This window comes from Paenibacillus lutimineralis (assembly GCF_003991425.1).
GTDB classification, from domain to species: domain Bacteria; phylum Bacillota; class Bacilli; order Paenibacillales; family Paenibacillaceae; genus Fontibacillus; species Fontibacillus lutimineralis.
In genome coordinates this window covers 5,356,355-5,372,765 of sequence record NZ_CP034346.1, presented here as the reverse complement: position 1 = coordinate 5,372,765, position 16,411 = coordinate 5,356,355, and the positions used below count along the sequence as shown (strand labels likewise).

The window sequence follows — 16,411 nt, the reverse complement described above, 5'->3', positions numbered from 1 at the left end:
TCTAAGGTGTCTTATGCGTAGGTATGATTATTTTACAGCAGGTGCCTTCACCAATAACACTAGTAATGAACAACCCGTAATTTTCTCCGTAATAGAGCTTGATTCGCTCATCCACATTAGTTATTCCGATCCCAGACAGCTTCTTGTTATTCGCCGCCGTATCCGGGTCCTGGACCACGCTTGTATCAAAGCCTTTACCATTGTCGATAATCTCGATGCAGATAAGATCATCCTTCTGCTGGACTTTGATCTTAATCTCAATGGCTTTACTGTGCTCCGACAGCCCGTGGATAATCGCATTCTCGGCAACCGGTTGCAGAATGAATTTCGGGATCAAGCAATCAAGCAATTCCTCATCGATGCCATATTCAACTTGGAAGCTATCGGCATAGCGAATTTTTTGTATTTCAAAATAGTTGCTTAAGTTATCAATTTCCTGGCGGATTGTAATTTGCTCGTCACGGTCCAGGATTGTGCTGCGTAGTAGCTCTGATAAGGAACTGATTCCGTTACTCAGCACAGGAACATGATTAATGATGGCCAGCCAGCGCAACGTATTTAGCGTATTGAACAGGAAGTGGGGATTGATCTGCGATTGCAGCATCTGAAACTCCAATTCCCGCTTGCGTTTCTGGTCCAACCGCTGGTTATGCATCAAGTGCTCAATTTCATCAACCATCATATTGATTTTATAGGAGAGAATCCCCATCTCGTCCTCCTGATCATCCTTAATACGATTAGAGAAGTTACCGGTCGAGATTTGATTGCAGAAGCTGATAATCTTCTTGATCGGTTTCACGATGCTGCTGCTCATAAAAGAGATAATAATGATGCAGGTTATGGCCATCAAGATCATGATAATCGTCATGCTGACAGTTATTTTGCTCGTCTCCGAATTGATATAGGAGAAGGGCATCATGGAGATGAGATACCAGCCGATTTGTTCATTGTATATATAGGAGACCTGCTGCCCCGCATTGTTTACCTGTAATGAGAAGGAATTGATGTCCTTTTGTTGATGTTCTTTAATTTGCTGAAAAAGGTCTGGATCTGCATAAGGCCCGCCCAGAGGAATCTCTTCGTCATTGGCCGACAACACGCTTCCATCGCGACCCATAATCATCAGTTTGGAACCGGTTCCAAGATTGACGCTGGATAGAATATTCCTGGAGAACAAATCTCCGCTGATAAAAATAAAGGCATAACCGATAGGCACTGTACTGTCGTCTATAGCATGAATTTTGCGCCCGAGTACAACAGTATCAAAGGAACGAATCGTCTTGACATAGGTAAGGCCGTCATAAGGGGCATTTGCATCCACATCATGCATCGCTTTCTCGAGAGAGTGATTATCAACCGTCTCGAAGCCCAATTCATAGAACAGACGATGGTTCGCGTCGAATATGCTTACATTGACAACATGAGATGGGAATATGGTCCGAAATATAGCGTCCATTGCATCCTCTTTGGCCGTTTCATTGATTGGCTGATGATCTAATCCCTTAGACAGGCTCTCCTGCACGAAATTATTGGTTGAGATGGAGCCGCATAGATATTGATAATTCTGCAGCTCGGCCAGCAGATTTTTGTTGACTAGGGTTAGTGCCTGATAGGTTGATTTGCTGAGCTTATCATTGATCGATTCCGAATAGAGCTGATAGGAATAGTATCCTAGGAACAGGATCGGAAGGATGGATACGACTAAGAAGGTACCAATTAATCGATGCTGGATTTTAAATTGACGTAACATAGAATTGCCCCTTCAATTTGTTAAACATATTTTATCATAGCTTTGCAGCCTCACCAGTAATTCAGTGGACTTTTGCTGCGAGTAGATAGAATAATCCATAAAGTAAATAAAATAGTCTATTTTAATTGGTAAATAAATGGAAGGTTTGATCGTTATGGATGAATGCGTTTGAGGGAATGCTTCAAATCTCTTATACTTAATAAAAAGGGATTAAGTGTGTATTCAAAAAGTCGAATTCAGCAAGGCTGCTTTTCAGCACCGAGAAGGTTGGAGTAGACTTCTTGAATATCCTCTTTAAGAAGGAGAAGGACAAAAGATGCGAAAAGTCGCCCTTATTACCGGAAGCGCCAAAGGTCTTGGGAAGAAGACGGCGTTAATGCTGGCGGAGCAGGGATGCGATATTGCGATTAATTACGTACATAGCGAACGGGAAGCACAGCTTCTGCAGAGTGAGATCGAAGGGCTGGGTGTTCGTGCGATTGCGGTAAAGACGGATATCTCTCGCAGGGAACAGCTTGATGGCTTGGTGCAGCAGGTGAATGATCAGCTGGGCACGGTGGATATTCTTGTGAACAATGCGGGTCCGTTCATTCGAGAGCGTCGTATGTTCGCTGACTATGACCAGACGGATATATTGGCGATGATTGATGGGAATCTGGTCGGGACGATGCTGTTGGATCATCTGGTCTTGCCCGGGATGCGGCAGAAGGGCTGGGGGCGGATCATTCACTTTGGCTTCGGTCATGCTGCTGAGTCGCGTGCTTGGCCGCACCGAGCTGTATATGCCGCTGCCAAGACTGGGCTTGTGTCCTTCACGAAGACACTTGCCGTTGAGGAGGCATCGTTTGGCATCACCGTCAATATGGTATGCCCTGGAGATATTCGTGGCGGCAACAAAGAGATCTCCATACAGGAGGCGCGCGTGCTGTCTGATGGAGAGACTCCTCTAGGTCGGCCGGGCAGCGGGGAGGATATCGCCCGCGTTATCACCTTCTTATGCCATCCGGATTCGGATTTTATTACGGGGAATGTGATGGATATATCCGGGGGACTAGACCCGATCAGGCCTTGGATCAAACGCTCCTAGGATTGATAATATAGAAAAAAACCTGGCCCTTTCGGTATATCCGAAGGGGCCAGGTTCATGATACAGCATAAATGCTGGATTCAATTCCACGGTGCTATATCATTAGAATACTTGTACAACCTCTTGAACGCCTTCTACTTCTTCGAACAATGCACGTTCGATCCCGGCTTTCAGGGTGATCGTTGAACTTGGGCAGCTGCCGCAAGCACCCATCAACTTCAATTTGACGATGCCATCTTCAACGTCGACCAGTTCTACGTCACCGCCGTCACGTTGCAGGAATGGACGAAGTTTGTCCAAAACTTCTAATACTTCGTCATATAATTTATCTTGTACGTTTTCACTCATTGTCTTCAGCTCCTTTCGCATCTTATTATAGTACAAATAACTTTAAATTTAAATGCTTATAGAGTTTATTGAGAATTACGATTGTGAACTTGGATATATGGAGGAGATTCTTTTGCGAGCCATTATAGAGTATTGTACCCACAATACAGCTCATGGTACTGAGGAAATTATGGATAAATTAAGGCAGCTGCCCGATTGTGAAGTATACGAGTATGGATGCCTGACGAGCTGCGGGTTGTGCTATCTCTCGCCATATGCACTCGTAAATGGAGAGAGCGTCGAGGGCGAGACTGCAGAAGCTCTATATAATCAAATTATGATCAAGATCCAGGAAATCAGACTGATTGAAGATTAGGAAATTTTGATTTGGATTGAGGAGAAAATAAAAACAGCCTGAGAAATGGGGGAAACCATTCTCAGGCTGTTAATTTTTATGCTCAGCTTATTCGTGAACTTCGATCTCGTTGTAGAAGGTGTCCCGTTCTACTGGAATTCTGCCGGCGCCCTTGATCAGCCAGATTAATTCCTTGCGGGTTAGCCCCTCAGGTGTATTGGCTCCAGCTGCGTGGCTAATCCGTTCTCTAACAAGCGTTCCATGTACATCGGATGCTCCAAAGGCCAGCGCCATTTGTGTAAGCTGTACGCCGATGTTGATGAAGTACGCCTTGATATGCTGAATATTGTCCAGCATCAGGCGGCTAATCGCGATCGTCTTCAGATCCTCGAAGGCGGAATTACGACGCATAATTCCTGCGTTCTTGTTGCGTGGCTGCATAGACAATGGAATGAATACCATGAAGCCTCCGGTCTCATCCTGCAGTTCGCGAATCTGAGTCATATGGCGTACACGGTCTTCATGGCTTTCGATTGCTCCGTACAGCATTGTGGTATGTGTCTTCATCCCCAACTGATGGGCTGTACGATGGACATCCAGATATTGGTCGACATTTGCTTTTTCGACCTTCATCTTCTGACGATATTGATCAGAGAGGATCTCCGCTCCGCCGCCAGTTAGCGATTTAAGGCCAGCTTGCTGTAGCGCCATCAATACTTCCTTCGTGCTCATCCCGCTAATACGGGTGAAGAACTCGATTTCCGCTGCGGTGTAGGCTTTGATTGTCACCTCAGGGAAGTGCTCATGCAGTGCCTTCAACGAGTCGACATAATATTGGAACGGAACATGTTGATTATGTCCGCCTGTAATATGGAACTCTCGCACGCCTGGATGAATATGTTGTTCGACGTATGCAATCATTTCTTCACCAGACAGAGTATACGCGCCTTCTTCTCCTTCATCGCGTCGGAAGTTGCAAAATGCGCAGTGCGATTCACAGACATTAGTGAAGTACAAGGTCATGTTCTCGATGAAATAAACCTTCTTGCCATTCTTTCTTAAATTGACCTCATTAGCCAGTTGGCCGATAGTCAAAATATCGTCGCTCTCATACAGGTATACCCCGTCCTCAAGAGTCAGTCGCTCACCGTTTCTTACTTTATTAACGATTTCAAGCATTCTTTGATCGGTTGTCTCAATCACTGTTGGAATCATGTGTCTACCTCCGTTTCTTCTTTGGATCTGAACTGTGAAAAATTGAACGAAATAGCCGATGCGTAGCTCGGCTTATATGGATGCAATTTTCATCATATCCCGTAAAACCTCATAAAGAGGTAGTTTAAAAAGTCCCCCTTTGATCATGAAGCAAATCATGAAGCTATCAAGGCATCGAATCTTGAATTCAGCCGGGCCTAAGCAAATGCTTACGGAGTCATGTTTCCTACGGAAACATCTTAGGTGCTCACGTACCCACTACGTACGCTCCGCTCCTTTCGTCCCTAGCTTCATCCAACCTTCCGGTGCTGAAAGTCTGACTTTTTAAACACGTACTTAAAATACGAGTTTAAAAATCCGGGCGGACTCTTAGAACAACCCTTATTATAAACCTTGACTCTTATAGGGGGCAATAAGTCTGGAAGAAAAGACTTAAATTTTAGAGGAAAAACATGACAATTTAATAAGGCGTTATTGAACCTATCTCTTGAGGGGACTTGCCATGTGGAGTATACTTTTAATAATGAGAATTCAAAAAAGCAGCTATATTTTTTGAATACCTCTTGAAAAGTAATCCTAAGGAGGGCGTAAGATGATTGAAATTTCTGAAAGTGCCATCGAACGAATCAAAGATATGCTGGCCGAACAGGAAATACCGAATATGTTCTTGCGTTTAGCGGTGAAACCAGGCGGATGCAGCGGCTTCTCATATAATATGGGTCTGGATGATGATGAGGGCGAAGCGGATGTGTTTATGGATATCAAGGGTGTGAAGGTGGTTGTTGAGAAAGAGGATCTTCGTTATCTGAACGGTCTTGAAATCGACTTTCAGGAATCGGGTATGAGCGGCGGATTCACCATCCACAATCCGAATGCCATCGCTTCATGCGGCTGTGGACAGTCATTCCGCATGCGTAATGAGGAAGGTAAGCCGGAAGTTTGTGATTGATGACCGCTTGTTCATGATGATGAGCATTTAGCTCGTAAAAAAGGCAAAAAGCACAGTTCCCACGGAAGTCTCCGTAAGGGCTGTGCTTTTTAATTTCTGGTCAAAGTTTTAATTATCTGTTAGTGGAGGCTCGCAACTGTCTATAATTGTCTGTGGCTTGTCCTCATTTGTCTCATCCGGTTCAATCGGATCATATAAATGTGAACGGCGCTCGAACCATTTAAAGAAATGAGTCACGATTACTTTAAGAACCGCATATCCTGGAACAGCCAGCAGAATGCCGATGAAGCCGTATAGATGTCCTGCAGTCAGAATAACGAAAATAATCGTAATCGGGTGAACCCGCAGCTTCTTGCCCATAATTTGCGGCGAAATAAGTTTGGCTTCGATGAATTGCACAACTGCCCATACGATAATTAGCTTGAACAGCATTAACGGGGAGGTAACAGTTGCGATAATCAGCGCAGGCGTAAAGGCGATAGCCGGCCCCAGATAAGGAACGATATTGGTAAAGGAAGCAATCAAAGCCAGAATTAATGAGTAATCCAGTCCAATAATCAAAAAACCGATATACATCAATAATCCGACAGAGAAACTGATGATGATTTGCCCACGGATGTAATGGCTAATCTGCTCGTTCATTTCGGACATGACCGTATGTGTATTCTCCCGAAACCGACTAGGTACAAATTTCATAAAGTAATGTGGGAGCTTCTTTCCGTCCTTGAGTAGATAGAACAGGATAAAAGGTATGGTTGCGATCGTAAGAATCACATCCTTGAGTGCGCCTAAGAAGCCGCCGATGCCTGACCAAGCACCATTCATAAGCTTTGTGGCCTGCTGGGTTAGTGTCTCTCCAACAGTTGTTGGGTCAAATCCCGTTGTCGTCTGGAATTGGTGATAGAAGTCACTTCCGATTAGACTCTCGAATTGCAGCTGCACCTCATAGCTGTATTTTGGAAAATTAACTATAAGCCGATTAATCTGCTCTTGAAGAGGTGGGATTACAGAGATGATAACGATAGTAATCAGGCCGATAATGAGCAAGTAAAGGCCTGCGATCGTATAGATGCGTTTGATCCCCTTCTTCTCCAACCAATTGACTAAAGGATTTAGCAAGTAAAAGAGAGCGCCTGTCAATAATATTGGAGGAAATACAGTTTTAAGCAGTATCGTTAGTGGCCTGAATACGAAGGAAATCTTGTCGAAGACGAATATATTCAAACCGATCAAGAGCAAGATCAATAGAAATAGAACGAAACGGTTGTTAATGAACAGCTTTTTGAAGCGTCCGCTCCATGTCTGTGAGTTTTCCATATTGCTGTAGAACCTCCTGAGAAATCTGTTATATAAATAATACGTTTAAGATTGATATAGTTTCAAATTTTCAGAAAAAAAGATTCGAACCCTTTCATGGAGTGAAAAGGAACGAATCTCTTCTTGCCTGAATATGTAGCGATTAGAAGAACTGCTTATTGACCATGAGAACTACCATTCCAGCCGCGACGACCGAGAAGACGATGCAGCTGATTCCAAGCCCTTTGCTTGATGTCTTGATTGCCTTGTAGCCGAACAGGAACACAGTTACCGTAATCGCTGCAAGAACCAGCGACATCGCAACCATAGCGAACCAATACAATACTCCAAATAAAGCCGACATACTAACGTCCCTCCCGGTTATCTTAAAATTCTCCAATTCTATATGAGTTGAACTAGAAGCAAGAACAGTGATAGGCAAGAGGGTGAAATGATTCTGGAGAAGCAAAGCGTTCGCCTTTGTGAACGAATTTCTTCTATGTTGGATTGTATAAAATCAGAGAAATTCGTGAGCAACAGCGATCGGAGGAACAGTTCACCCGGCTGCCTAGATCTGTTCGTTCAATAGTTCAACTTATATACCTGCTACATACTATACGTTAAATTTGAAATTTTGCATAGAAAGCGGTTGCGAATAAAACAGGCCATTGCCGTGGACAAACATACAAGAAAAAATACGTTAATTCGAGTATGAATATCACATAACGGAAAGGGGGATGTCAACCGTGGGAAGAGAGTTAGCCAACAAGTGGCTCAAGACAGAAGCACTGCTCGGTAACGAAAGTGTGGCTGCCCACATACCTCAAACACGTAAGTATAATTCTGAATCTTTGAAGCAGATGTTGCATAGTTTTGGTATGGTCGTCATCAAGCCAGTCCGTGGCGGTGGAGGTTATGGTGTAATCAAGGTAACCTATGCAGGTGGAATCTATTCTTTTACCAATATGTCAAGAAGGTCATCCTTTTCAACTTATGATGCGATGCTCCGGACATTGAACCGGGCGAAGGTCCGCCGCTCATATATTATTCAGCAAGGCATACACCTGGCTAGGATAGCCAGTCGACCGATCGATTATCGTGTGAAGGTGGTTAAACACAATGGAAAATGGACATATCGGGCGATGGTTGGAAGATTGGCTCGTCCCGGTCTATTCGTTACCAACCTGTGCAAGGGCGGGACGCAATTGTCTGCTCGCTCAGGTCTAAGTCGTTCATTGCCTAGAAGGACGGCGAGGAAGAAAAGTGCAGAGATGCGTAATTTAACGAACACTTGCATTGGAATTATGGAGAGTTCTTTTCCGGGGATCGAGCAGTTGGGCTTTGATTATGGAATCGATGTCAACGGTAAGGTGTGGATATTCGAGGTCAACACGAGGCCGCAGTAATAAAACTCGAACAAATTTAAGAAATATCTAAAAAATTTTTCTGCGAAATTTTGACACAAAATTCCTGTGAATAACTTTTATCCACATTATCCAATTAGATTTTACAGTCATTTACACATTTTACTAACAAGTTATTCACAGGATTTCCACAGGTGTATGTGGATAACGGAACGCTTGTTCTGTCCGGAGAATCTTGTTATGATTAGAAAAAAATAGAAAGGGTGTATGATCAATGGCGATGTTAACAGATGAGATGTTGCTTGAATCCTATTATATGGCCACGGAACTAAACCTGGATCGGGAGTTCATCGCACTTCTGTTGGCAGAGATCCATAGACGAGAACTCAATACATCGGACGGTTCTATTTTGCACTAGTTTGGACAAGCTTTGGCTTCTCCCGGCCGGTAAAAATCTCTAAATTTACTTCACTCGTAGTTAAGGGGATTCCCAAAGATTAACTCGATAAATATAAGCCTCATGGCAGTGTGGACATTGGGCAACATGCTCGCAACCCTCCAGGCTGTGGAGTGAGAGAGCAGAAGTATATTGGTCCGCGGAGCCATAGGGACTATATGGACCAGCATAATCCTCTCTTCGACCGGCATTATCCAGAGTATATCCACAGTCTGGACAAGCTGCAGTTAATGGGGCCAGGCCGTTGCATAACGGGCAGACATAAGGCAAAGGGTATCTCTCCTTTACGACATCATTTTCCTGCGTAAAGTTAAGATACCCTTTTTATTTGAATCTCATGTAGATTATTCTGGTAGAAGTTCAAAAAGTTCGGTTTTCAGCACCGAGAAGGTTGGATAAAGCTAGGGATCGAGGAGCGGAGCGTACGTAGTTTGTACGTGAGCACCGGAAATCCCGGCTGAATTCAAGATTCGATGCCGCATAAACCTCCTGATTCACTTCGTGATCAAAAGCGGACTTTTTGAATAACCAATATTATAGTTTCATATTGCTGCTATGACCTGGCGATAGCTTCGCTTCCGGATCGACGTATACCTTGGCGTTGTTCACTGCAGTAGGCGCTTCGCCGAAGCCGACAGCGATCAAGTCCAGCTTACCAGGATACGTAGTGATATCTCCAGCTGCAAAGATCCCCGGAATCGAAGTCTCCATCCGTGAATCTACGACAATGGCGTTAGATTCAATATCGAGACCCCATTCAGCAATCGGACCCAGTGAAGATACGAAGCCAAAATTAACGATGACGTCATCGACATCAATGATGGATTCTTCCTTTGTCTTAACATGGGCCAGCGTTACTTGCTTGATTTGATCCTCTCCGTGAAGCTCTGTAATCTCTGTAGGAGTTACGATATTCACGCGGGAAGCCATCAACTTCTCAACGCTATGTTCATGGGCCCGGAATTTATCACGGCGATGCACAAGCGTTACTTGCTCGGCGATCGGCTCAAGCATGAGTGCCCAGTCCACGGCCGAGTCACCGCCACCGCTGATCAGTACCTTCCGTCCCCGGAATTTCTCCATATCGTTAACGAAATAATGAAGATTATGCTTCTCGAAGTGAAGTGCGTTATCAAGCTCAAGACGACGCGGTTCGAATGCGCCTACGCCTGCGGTGATAATAATCGCGTGGGCATGATGAACATCTTTGTCGGTTGTTACGATGAAATGCCGCTCATCCTTCTTCTCGATTTGTAGTACTTTTTCCTCAAGACGAATGTCAGGGTTGAACATGTTGAGTTGTTCCGTTAAATTGTTCACTAGCTCCTGACCTGTAACTTTAGGAAAGCCGGCGATATCGTAAATATATTTCTCAGGATAGAGGGCTGCTACTTGTCCACCTAACTGAGGCATACTTTCGATTAATTTGACGGAAGCTTTTCTCATTCCGCCGTAAAAAGCGGCGAACATACCTGCCGGGCCTCCTCCGATAATGAGAAGGTCGGTAAATTCTCCGTTGGTATTCAGGGATGACACAGACTTACACCTCCAGATCATTTCTTGAAGTTTTATATTGTCATTTCTACTTTATTATAATCTCCCACTGTTAACTTGCAAAGCTAACGCGATATTTGTCGAATTTTCAATTTATGCGACCTTAGAAATGCCCAAAAGCGGCGTAAAATAAGACTTGATCTTTTATACAAAAGTCGATATTATTCAAATTGTATGCACATAAATTTGTGACGAAAAAAGCACATTTGAAAATTTACATTGTAATTTTTTTGCTTTAAAATGGTTATTAGGGTTACAATATTTGTGAGAAATATCATAAACTTCATGATCGACAAATATACAAACTGGTTATTATTTTTTTATGTGGTTATTTTCACATTAAAATAGGATTCGGATAGAAAAAAATACAAAAATAGAGTGTTTGAGACTGGAAGGAGTACTAGAGATGAGTACCATACCTAAAATCGTCATTCTCGGTGCAGGATATGGCGGAATTTTAACGGCGCAGCGTCTGCAGAAGGAACTGAATTATAATGAAGCAGATGTAACCTTGGTTAATCGTCATGATTATCATTATTTCACTACCCATTTGCATATGCCAGCTGCCGGAACGGATTCGATCGAGCATACTCGGGTGTCCATTTCGAAGTTAATCGATGAATTCAAAATAGACTTGGTTAAATCCAATGTCAAAGAAATTCGTCTGTCAGACCGTAAGGTGATTCTTCAGGATGGAACTTTATCTTTTGATTATCTCGTCATTGCACTGGGTGGGGAACCTGAATCATTTGGTATTCCGGGGCTGTCCGAATATGCGATGACGATTCGTAGTATTAACTCGGTTCGCTTGATCCGCGAGCATATAGAATATCAATTCGCACTATATAAGTTGGATGAGAGCCGCACCGACCGTCTGAATTTTGTAGTGGGCGGAGCTGGCTTCAGTGGAATCGAATTCGTCGCCGAATTGGCTGACCGTATTCCTCGTCTGTGTAAAGAATATGATGTCGACCCTAGTCTCGTTAATATTTATAATGTAGAGGCTGCTCCAGCGATCCTGCCAGGATTTGATTCTGAACTGGTGGAATATGCCCAGAACGTACTTGTGAAGAAGGGCGTTCAATTCAAGATCGGTATTGCGATCAAAGAGTGCATGGAAGACGGAGTTGTGCTGGCGAATGGAGAAGTGATCCGTTCCGCTACCGTTGTATGGACGGGTGGAATCCGTGGCAATCGCCTGGTCGAAGCCGCTGGCTTCGAGACATCCAGAGGCCGGGTGATGGTTGATGAATACTTGCATGCACCAGGCTATGAACATGTGTTTATTATTGGAGATAACTCTATTATGCTTAATCCGGAAGGGCGGCCATATCCGCCGACAGCACAAATTGCTATGCAGCAAGGGGTAACATGTGCGCAGAATGTTGTGGCTTCGATCCGTAACAAGGAACTCAAGAAATTCGCCTTCAGCAACAAAGGGACGGTGGCTTCCTTGGGTAAAGGCGAGGCCGTAGCCAGTGCATTCGGCAAGAAGTACAAAGGCTGGGTAGCTGCTCAGATTAAGAAGCTGGTTGATATCCGTTATTTATTTATCATTGGTGGGATTCCGCTCGTTTTGAAGAAAGGCAGATTCCTGTAAAATGAGACATTGCAGTGTTCAAGTGCGAGGTTTGTTAACCCGAGAGGAAATGGATCGTTATAACGCCTTAATGGAGGTCGGATCTTATCTGGAGAAGCAAGGGCAATATGACTTATCCTATGTTGTCCAGAAAGAAGTCGATATTCTAATCCTGCCTGCCATAGAACGTTTAAAGGAGAAGAGCAGAGATCGCGACCGTGCAACTGCGGAATTTCTGGATTCGCTGCGCAGGCTTCAGGAAGAGGACGATAACGGAGAATAGATATAAAAAAAGGCACCTTCCGATCATAGATCGGAGAGTGCCTTTTTTTTGAGGTTAGACTAACCGTGTTCAAAACGGACTTTTTGACTACCTCTATTAGATTTTGAGCATGTCTTCGAACAACTGTTCATTTAACAAATTGCCCACATAGAAGGAACCGAACTCACCATAACGAGCACTTACTTCATCAAAGCGCATCTCATAAACAAGCTTCTTGAAATGCAGCGGGTCATCCGAGAACAGCGTTACTCCCCATTCCCAATCGTCCAGACCAACGGAGCCGGAAATGATCTGCTTGACTTTGCCGGCATAACTGCGTCCAATCAAACCGTGGCTTCGCATCATGGCGCGTCTCTCATCCATAGAGAGCATGTACCAGTTATCGCTTAAATCCCGCTTCTTATTCATAGGATAGAAGCAGATATGCTTAGACTTAGGAAGAATTGGCTGCAATCGCGCCATAACTTCCGGATTCTCCTTCGGATCTCCTCCGCCAGAGGCGAGGTAATTGCTAAGCTCTACTACACTGACATATGAATAGGCTTTGTTTGTATATTCGGCAAAGGTCGTTTTATTAAAAGCATTCTCCAATGCATTCAGCTCCTCAAGCGATTCGCGGAGGTGCATGAATACAAAATCAGCCTTTTGTCCAAGGATAGAATAAACAGCAGTACTGCCAGTTTTGGATTGCTCTAATAAGTCCCATTCCTGCAGAAAGTTGTGAAGCTCCTCCAGGGCGCCAGCACGCTCTTCATCATCAGTCTCTTTCCAGGCTGTCCAGTTCATGGTGCGGAAATCATGGAGAGCATACCAGCCTTCCAGGGTTAATGCAGCTTCATTCATTTTATGATCACTCCTAAATAATCATTAGGTAGGCATAAGTTTATGCACTGTCACCATTGTATCCTAATATGATCGGTAGGGGCAAATGAAAACGTTATAAAAATAAGTAAAGTTCATTGCTTTGCAACATTTTTTTTAGTAAACTATCTACTAGTTATAAATAGTGTGACCTTTGTTATAGTGTACATAAGGGGTGAGGTACGTGGGATGGCTCATCGTATTGATATTGATGGTATTGTTTTTCGTCATGATGTTCGGGATCGGATTCATTCTTAACATGCTAATGAAAACGACATGGTTCCCCGCTTACGTGTTCGTCATTATCATTGTTCCGGTGGTTGTATATACGCTATGGGATCATGATAAGAGTCTGGGGCTTTATTTATCCTCATTCCGTCTCGTTGATTATTTGACCGCTTTGGCTGGTCTGGCAGGAGCAATCCTGAGCGGATGGACGATACGCAAGCTGCGTTTTGCCGGGTATAAGATGTTCTAGATTTGCAAGTCCAAACTTAGAGATAGGAAAAAGCCGATAATGCTGCGGTCTGAAGCGTTATCGGCTTTGTTTTGTCGATTTTTTAGAATTATTGCCAGGGAAATGGCATGATTTTTGTAAGGTTTGAATGATTCAAGTAGAATCATTTTGTGATAGAATATAGAAACATTGATCGAACGTGTACAAGTTAAGAGGATCGAAATTCCCGTAATGGATCAGATCCTCAGATAGACGTTTCAATAGAGTATGAACCATCTTAATTGTGGGAAGGGGCGATGAAGCCGTGCGCATGAACAACATGCTGCATTTTACTGAAAATCATCGTTATTGCGTATATCGTGACTTCAGTCTCAGTCCTGTTGACGGGAAGACGCTTAGTCTAATCTATCAGCCCATGGTCGGGGCTTTTGCTATTTCGCTATATCGGCTCCTGGTGGAGCAGGTGCCTCAGGATCAGGTCGGCTATTCACGGGTTGAGCAGCAGCGGGTGCTTTTCTTGACTTTGGGGATTGATCCAAGCGAGAGGGGACGCACTTATCTCGTAGAGCAGACTTCCAAATTGGAAGCAGTCGGCCTACTACAGACGAGCCGCATGTATATGACGGATAGCGATGAATATATGTACGAATACGAGTTGCAGCCACCATTATCGCCGACAGAATTTTTTAATACTCAGCATTTGACGCTGCTGCTGCGCGACAAGATCGGAAAGTTTGCCGTCCTATCTTTGCGTGAACGGTTCTTCAGCAAGGAGCCGGGGGATATGTACGGCTTGTCTCATAACAAAGAAAATATTACGGTGCCGTTTTATGATATTTTTCAATTAAATACTCATTCCATAGACTATGAACTAGAGCAGGCGATTGCCGAGACAGCCTTGGCTCGTCAGAGCGGAGGCCCTCTTGATGCTGAAGAAGAGCGGATTAACTACGCGGATATTATTCTTCGCTTCCCGCGCGATTCGGTGAACCGTACTCATGTTGAAGGGCTTCGCTTCAATCTAGAAGGGATGGGAGTACTTAATTTTGTGGCCCGGAAATTTGATTTAAGTGTGCAGGATCTTTGCCGCCTGCTGGACGAGGATGGAGTATTTGATCCGAGCGGAGGCATCCTGCTGGATGAGTTGCAGTACCGGGCTAATCTCCATTTCCGTCAAGGTAAGCGACGCAATGAGGAGCGGGAAGTCGCCTATGCCAAGGTTGTCTCTATTTCTTCTGCTCTGGAGGAAGAGGAACAGTTAGAAGAGTTCCCGGTACAGATGGAATTTTATTTAGAGGTACCCAAGCAATTCACTAATAAATGCGATATTCATCAATACAACATGATGCTCCGTAATGAGCCATATACGCGCCTCTTGAGAACTTTCTTCCCAGGGGCTGTTCCGGACAATTTACTAGATATTTTTACGAAGATCGATTTGAATTATAAATTGCCAGGTGAAGTCATCAATGTTCTGATTCATTACTTGATGTCGCTGCTTACTTCCAATACGGAGCAGCGGATTAATCGCAATTTTGTGGAGGCGATCGCTTCCAATATGCTGATGAAACAAGTTAATACTTATGAGCAGGCGGTTGGCTACATCCGCGAGCAGTCTAAGGTAAAGGCCAAATCCAGTTCAGAGCCGCAAGATGGTGCGAACCGTAGACGTACCTACAAAGGGCGTCAAGCCACTGGCAAGAGCAAACCGGAAATTCCTATTGTGCAGGGCTCTACCCAGGAAGAGGGTGTCTCGGATGAGGAATTCGCGGAGATGCTGAAGCTTGCGGAACGGATGCAGGCTGGTAGGAACAATGAGGCTTAATCGGGAAGGAGGGGGACGTAAGCAATGGATTCACTCGGTCAAATACTGGCAGGGATGAAGAATAATAACCTGCTCAGACGGTCGGAGCAACTCAAGGCGGAGCTGTTGAACGATCCGCTTGTACTTGAACTTCGCGCGCAGCATCCCGAGCTGGATGAAGAGCAGTTGATTCGAGATATGGCCAAGCTGTATCAATACGTGAATGACAGCCGTCATTGTGCCAAGTGTCCCGGGCTCGATCAATGTCCTAATGATTTTCCCGGCCATTTCACGAAATTAACAGTGGAGAATAATACACTTGGCCCGCAAATCGTCGCTCGTCAAGTTCCTTGCTCGAGACAACTACAAAGGGAGAATGAGCTATCGATTCAGAAGAAGATTCGCAGCTTCTATGTGGATGAGCGGGCTCTTCAGGAAGGTTATGACGAAGTTGAGATTCTGACGAAGGATCGTGTCCGCGCACCTGCCGTAACCCAAGTGCTTCGCTATATCAGCGCCACAGAGGAGGGCGGTCTGCAACCGCGCGGCTTGTATCTGGAAGGGAACTTCGGTACAGGCAAAACCTTCTTGATGTGTTATCTGTTGCACAAGCTGGCGAAGTCGGGATATTCCGGAGTAATAGTGTATATGCCGGAATTTGTAGAGGACCTGAAGTCGATGCTTCAGGATTCACAGAAGCTGAAGGAGACCGTCGAAGTGATGAAGCAGGCGGATCTGCTCATCTTTGATGATATCGGAGCGGAGAATTTGAACCCATGGGTTCGCGACCATGTAATGGGCTCAATATTGAATTATCGGATGAATCGTAAGCCAACCTTCTATACCTCCAATTATTCCCTGGAAGCGCTGGAGCAGCATTTGAGCTTTACAAGCAAGGACGGGGAGGAACGGTATAAAGGCCAGCGACTGATGGACCGGATCGCTCCATTCGTGGACGTGGTTACAGTCACCGGCAGCAATAAGCGCGGTAAGAGATCATAAATCGGATGAATAGAAATCATCGGTTATATATATCATCAAACACAAAAGAAGACCTCGGCAACAACCCTTGA

At 44.5% G+C, this 16,411-nt stretch carries 18 protein-coding genes; 11 read left to right on the top strand and 7 right to left on the bottom strand.

The window, feature by feature from the left end; translation table 11 throughout:
- Position 1 precedes the first annotated feature (1 nt).
- On the bottom strand, positions 2-1,750 hold the full coding sequence (locus tag EI981_RS23775; RefSeq protein WP_127002469.1) for a sensor histidine kinase: 1,749 nt from the start codon (positions 1,748-1,750) through the stop codon (positions 2-4).
- Between the two features lie 316 nt (positions 1,751-2,066).
- On the opposite strand from EI981_RS23775, the gene EI981_RS23770 reads away from it, so the two are divergent.
- Positions 2,067-2,837 (top strand): SDR family oxidoreductase, encoded by a 771-nt coding sequence (locus EI981_RS23770; RefSeq protein WP_127002467.1) that lies wholly within the window; start codon positions 2,067-2,069, stop codon positions 2,835-2,837.
- Positions 2,838-2,939: 102 nt separating this feature from the next.
- Here EI981_RS23770 and EI981_RS23765 read toward each other — a convergent pair whose 3' ends face one another.
- Positions 2,940-3,185 (bottom strand): NifU family protein, encoded by a 246-nt coding sequence (locus EI981_RS23765; protein ID WP_114496928.1) that lies wholly within the window; start codon positions 3,183-3,185, stop codon positions 2,940-2,942.
- A gap of 112 nt (positions 3,186-3,297) precedes the next feature.
- On the opposite strand from EI981_RS23765, the gene EI981_RS23760 reads away from it, so the two are divergent.
- Positions 3,298-3,540 carry a YuzB family protein gene (locus EI981_RS23760; protein ID WP_227011571.1) on the top strand — a complete coding sequence of 81 codons (243 nt, stop codon included), beginning with the start codon at positions 3,298-3,300 and terminating at the stop codon, positions 3,538-3,540.
- Positions 3,541-3,627: 87 nt separating this feature from the next.
- Here the strand turns inward: EI981_RS23760 and mqnE are convergent, their stop codons facing one another.
- Entirely contained in the window at positions 3,628-4,734 is a 1,107-nt protein-coding gene (mqnE, locus tag EI981_RS23755; protein ID WP_127002463.1) for an aminofutalosine synthase MqnE, read from the bottom strand.
- Between the two features lie 592 nt (positions 4,735-5,326).
- On the opposite strand from mqnE, the gene EI981_RS23750 reads away from it, so the two are divergent.
- Positions 5,327-5,683 (top strand): HesB/IscA family protein, encoded by a 357-nt coding sequence (locus EI981_RS23750; RefSeq protein WP_127002461.1) that lies wholly within the window; start codon positions 5,327-5,329, stop codon positions 5,681-5,683.
- A 108-nt stretch (positions 5,684-5,791) separates the two neighbouring features.
- Here the strand turns inward: EI981_RS23750 and EI981_RS23745 are convergent, their stop codons facing one another.
- Both EI981_RS23745 and EI981_RS23740 read right to left on the bottom strand, forming a co-directional pair.
- On the bottom strand, positions 5,792-7,000 hold the full coding sequence (locus EI981_RS23745; protein WP_127002459.1) for an AI-2E family transporter: 1,209 nt from the start codon (positions 6,998-7,000) through the stop codon (positions 5,792-5,794).
- 142 nt (positions 7,001-7,142) lie between these two features.
- Complete coding sequence (locus EI981_RS23740; RefSeq protein ID WP_127002457.1) at positions 7,143-7,343, bottom strand: hypothetical protein; 201 nt, start codon at positions 7,341-7,343, stop codon at positions 7,143-7,145.
- Between the two features lie 382 nt (positions 7,344-7,725).
- On the opposite strand from EI981_RS23740, the gene EI981_RS23735 reads away from it, so the two are divergent.
- The 3 genes from EI981_RS23735 (at position 7,726) to EI981_RS29820 (ending at position 9,108) form a co-directional block, all read left to right on the top strand.
- Positions 7,726-8,385 (top strand): YheC/YheD family protein, encoded by a 660-nt coding sequence (locus tag EI981_RS23735; RefSeq protein ID WP_418789024.1) that lies wholly within the window; start codon positions 7,726-7,728, stop codon positions 8,383-8,385.
- 232 nt (positions 8,386-8,617) lie between these two features.
- Entirely contained in the window at positions 8,618-8,761 is a 144-nt protein-coding gene (gene sda, locus EI981_RS23730; RefSeq protein ID WP_127002453.1) for a sporulation histidine kinase inhibitor Sda, read from the top strand.
- 152 nt (positions 8,762-8,913) lie between these two features.
- The gene (locus EI981_RS29820; RefSeq protein ID WP_227011570.1) at positions 8,914-9,108 is read left to right on the top strand and encodes a hypothetical protein; all 195 of its coding nucleotides are present in this window, start codon (positions 8,914-8,916) and stop codon (positions 9,106-9,108) included.
- A 226-nt stretch (positions 9,109-9,334) separates the two neighbouring features.
- On the opposite strand, the gene EI981_RS23720 is transcribed toward EI981_RS29820, so the two are convergent.
- Positions 9,335-10,357, bottom strand: coding sequence for an NAD(P)/FAD-dependent oxidoreductase (locus EI981_RS23720; RefSeq protein ID WP_227011569.1), 1,023 nt, complete (start codon positions 10,355-10,357; stop codon positions 9,335-9,337).
- 403 nt (positions 10,358-10,760) lie between these two features.
- Between EI981_RS23720 and EI981_RS23715 the strand changes: the two genes are divergently transcribed.
- Together EI981_RS23715 and EI981_RS23710 are read left to right on the top strand one after the other, a co-directional pair.
- Positions 10,761-11,954 (top strand): NAD(P)/FAD-dependent oxidoreductase, encoded by a 1,194-nt coding sequence (locus tag EI981_RS23715; RefSeq protein ID WP_127002447.1) that lies wholly within the window; start codon positions 10,761-10,763, stop codon positions 11,952-11,954.
- Between the two features lies 1 nt (position 11,955).
- The gene (locus EI981_RS23710; RefSeq protein ID WP_127002445.1) at positions 11,956-12,216 is read left to right on the top strand and encodes a hypothetical protein; all 261 of its coding nucleotides are present in this window, start codon (positions 11,956-11,958) and stop codon (positions 12,214-12,216) included.
- Positions 12,217-12,312: 96 nt separating this feature from the next.
- Here EI981_RS23710 and hemQ read toward each other — a convergent pair whose 3' ends face one another.
- A complete protein-coding gene (gene hemQ, locus EI981_RS23705; RefSeq protein WP_127002443.1) occupies positions 12,313-13,059 on the bottom strand; it encodes a hydrogen peroxide-dependent heme synthase in 747 nt (248 codons plus the stop codon).
- Between the two features lie 202 nt (positions 13,060-13,261).
- Here hemQ and EI981_RS23700 point away from each other — a divergent pair, with 202 nt between their 5' ends.
- From EI981_RS23700 to dnaI, 3 genes are all read left to right on the top strand, one after another.
- Positions 13,262-13,555 (top strand): YuiB family protein, encoded by a 294-nt coding sequence (locus EI981_RS23700; protein WP_127002441.1) that lies wholly within the window; start codon positions 13,262-13,264, stop codon positions 13,553-13,555.
- 283 nt (positions 13,556-13,838) lie between these two features.
- The gene (locus EI981_RS23695; protein WP_127002439.1) at positions 13,839-15,359 is read left to right on the top strand and encodes a replication initiation and membrane attachment family protein; all 1,521 of its coding nucleotides are present in this window, start codon (positions 13,839-13,841) and stop codon (positions 15,357-15,359) included.
- Between the two features lie 24 nt (positions 15,360-15,383).
- The gene (dnaI, locus tag EI981_RS23690) at positions 15,384-16,340 is read left to right on the top strand and encodes a primosomal protein DnaI (RefSeq protein ID WP_127002437.1); all 957 of its coding nucleotides are present in this window, start codon (positions 15,384-15,386) and stop codon (positions 16,338-16,340) included.
- Positions 16,341-16,411 lie beyond the last annotated feature (71 nt).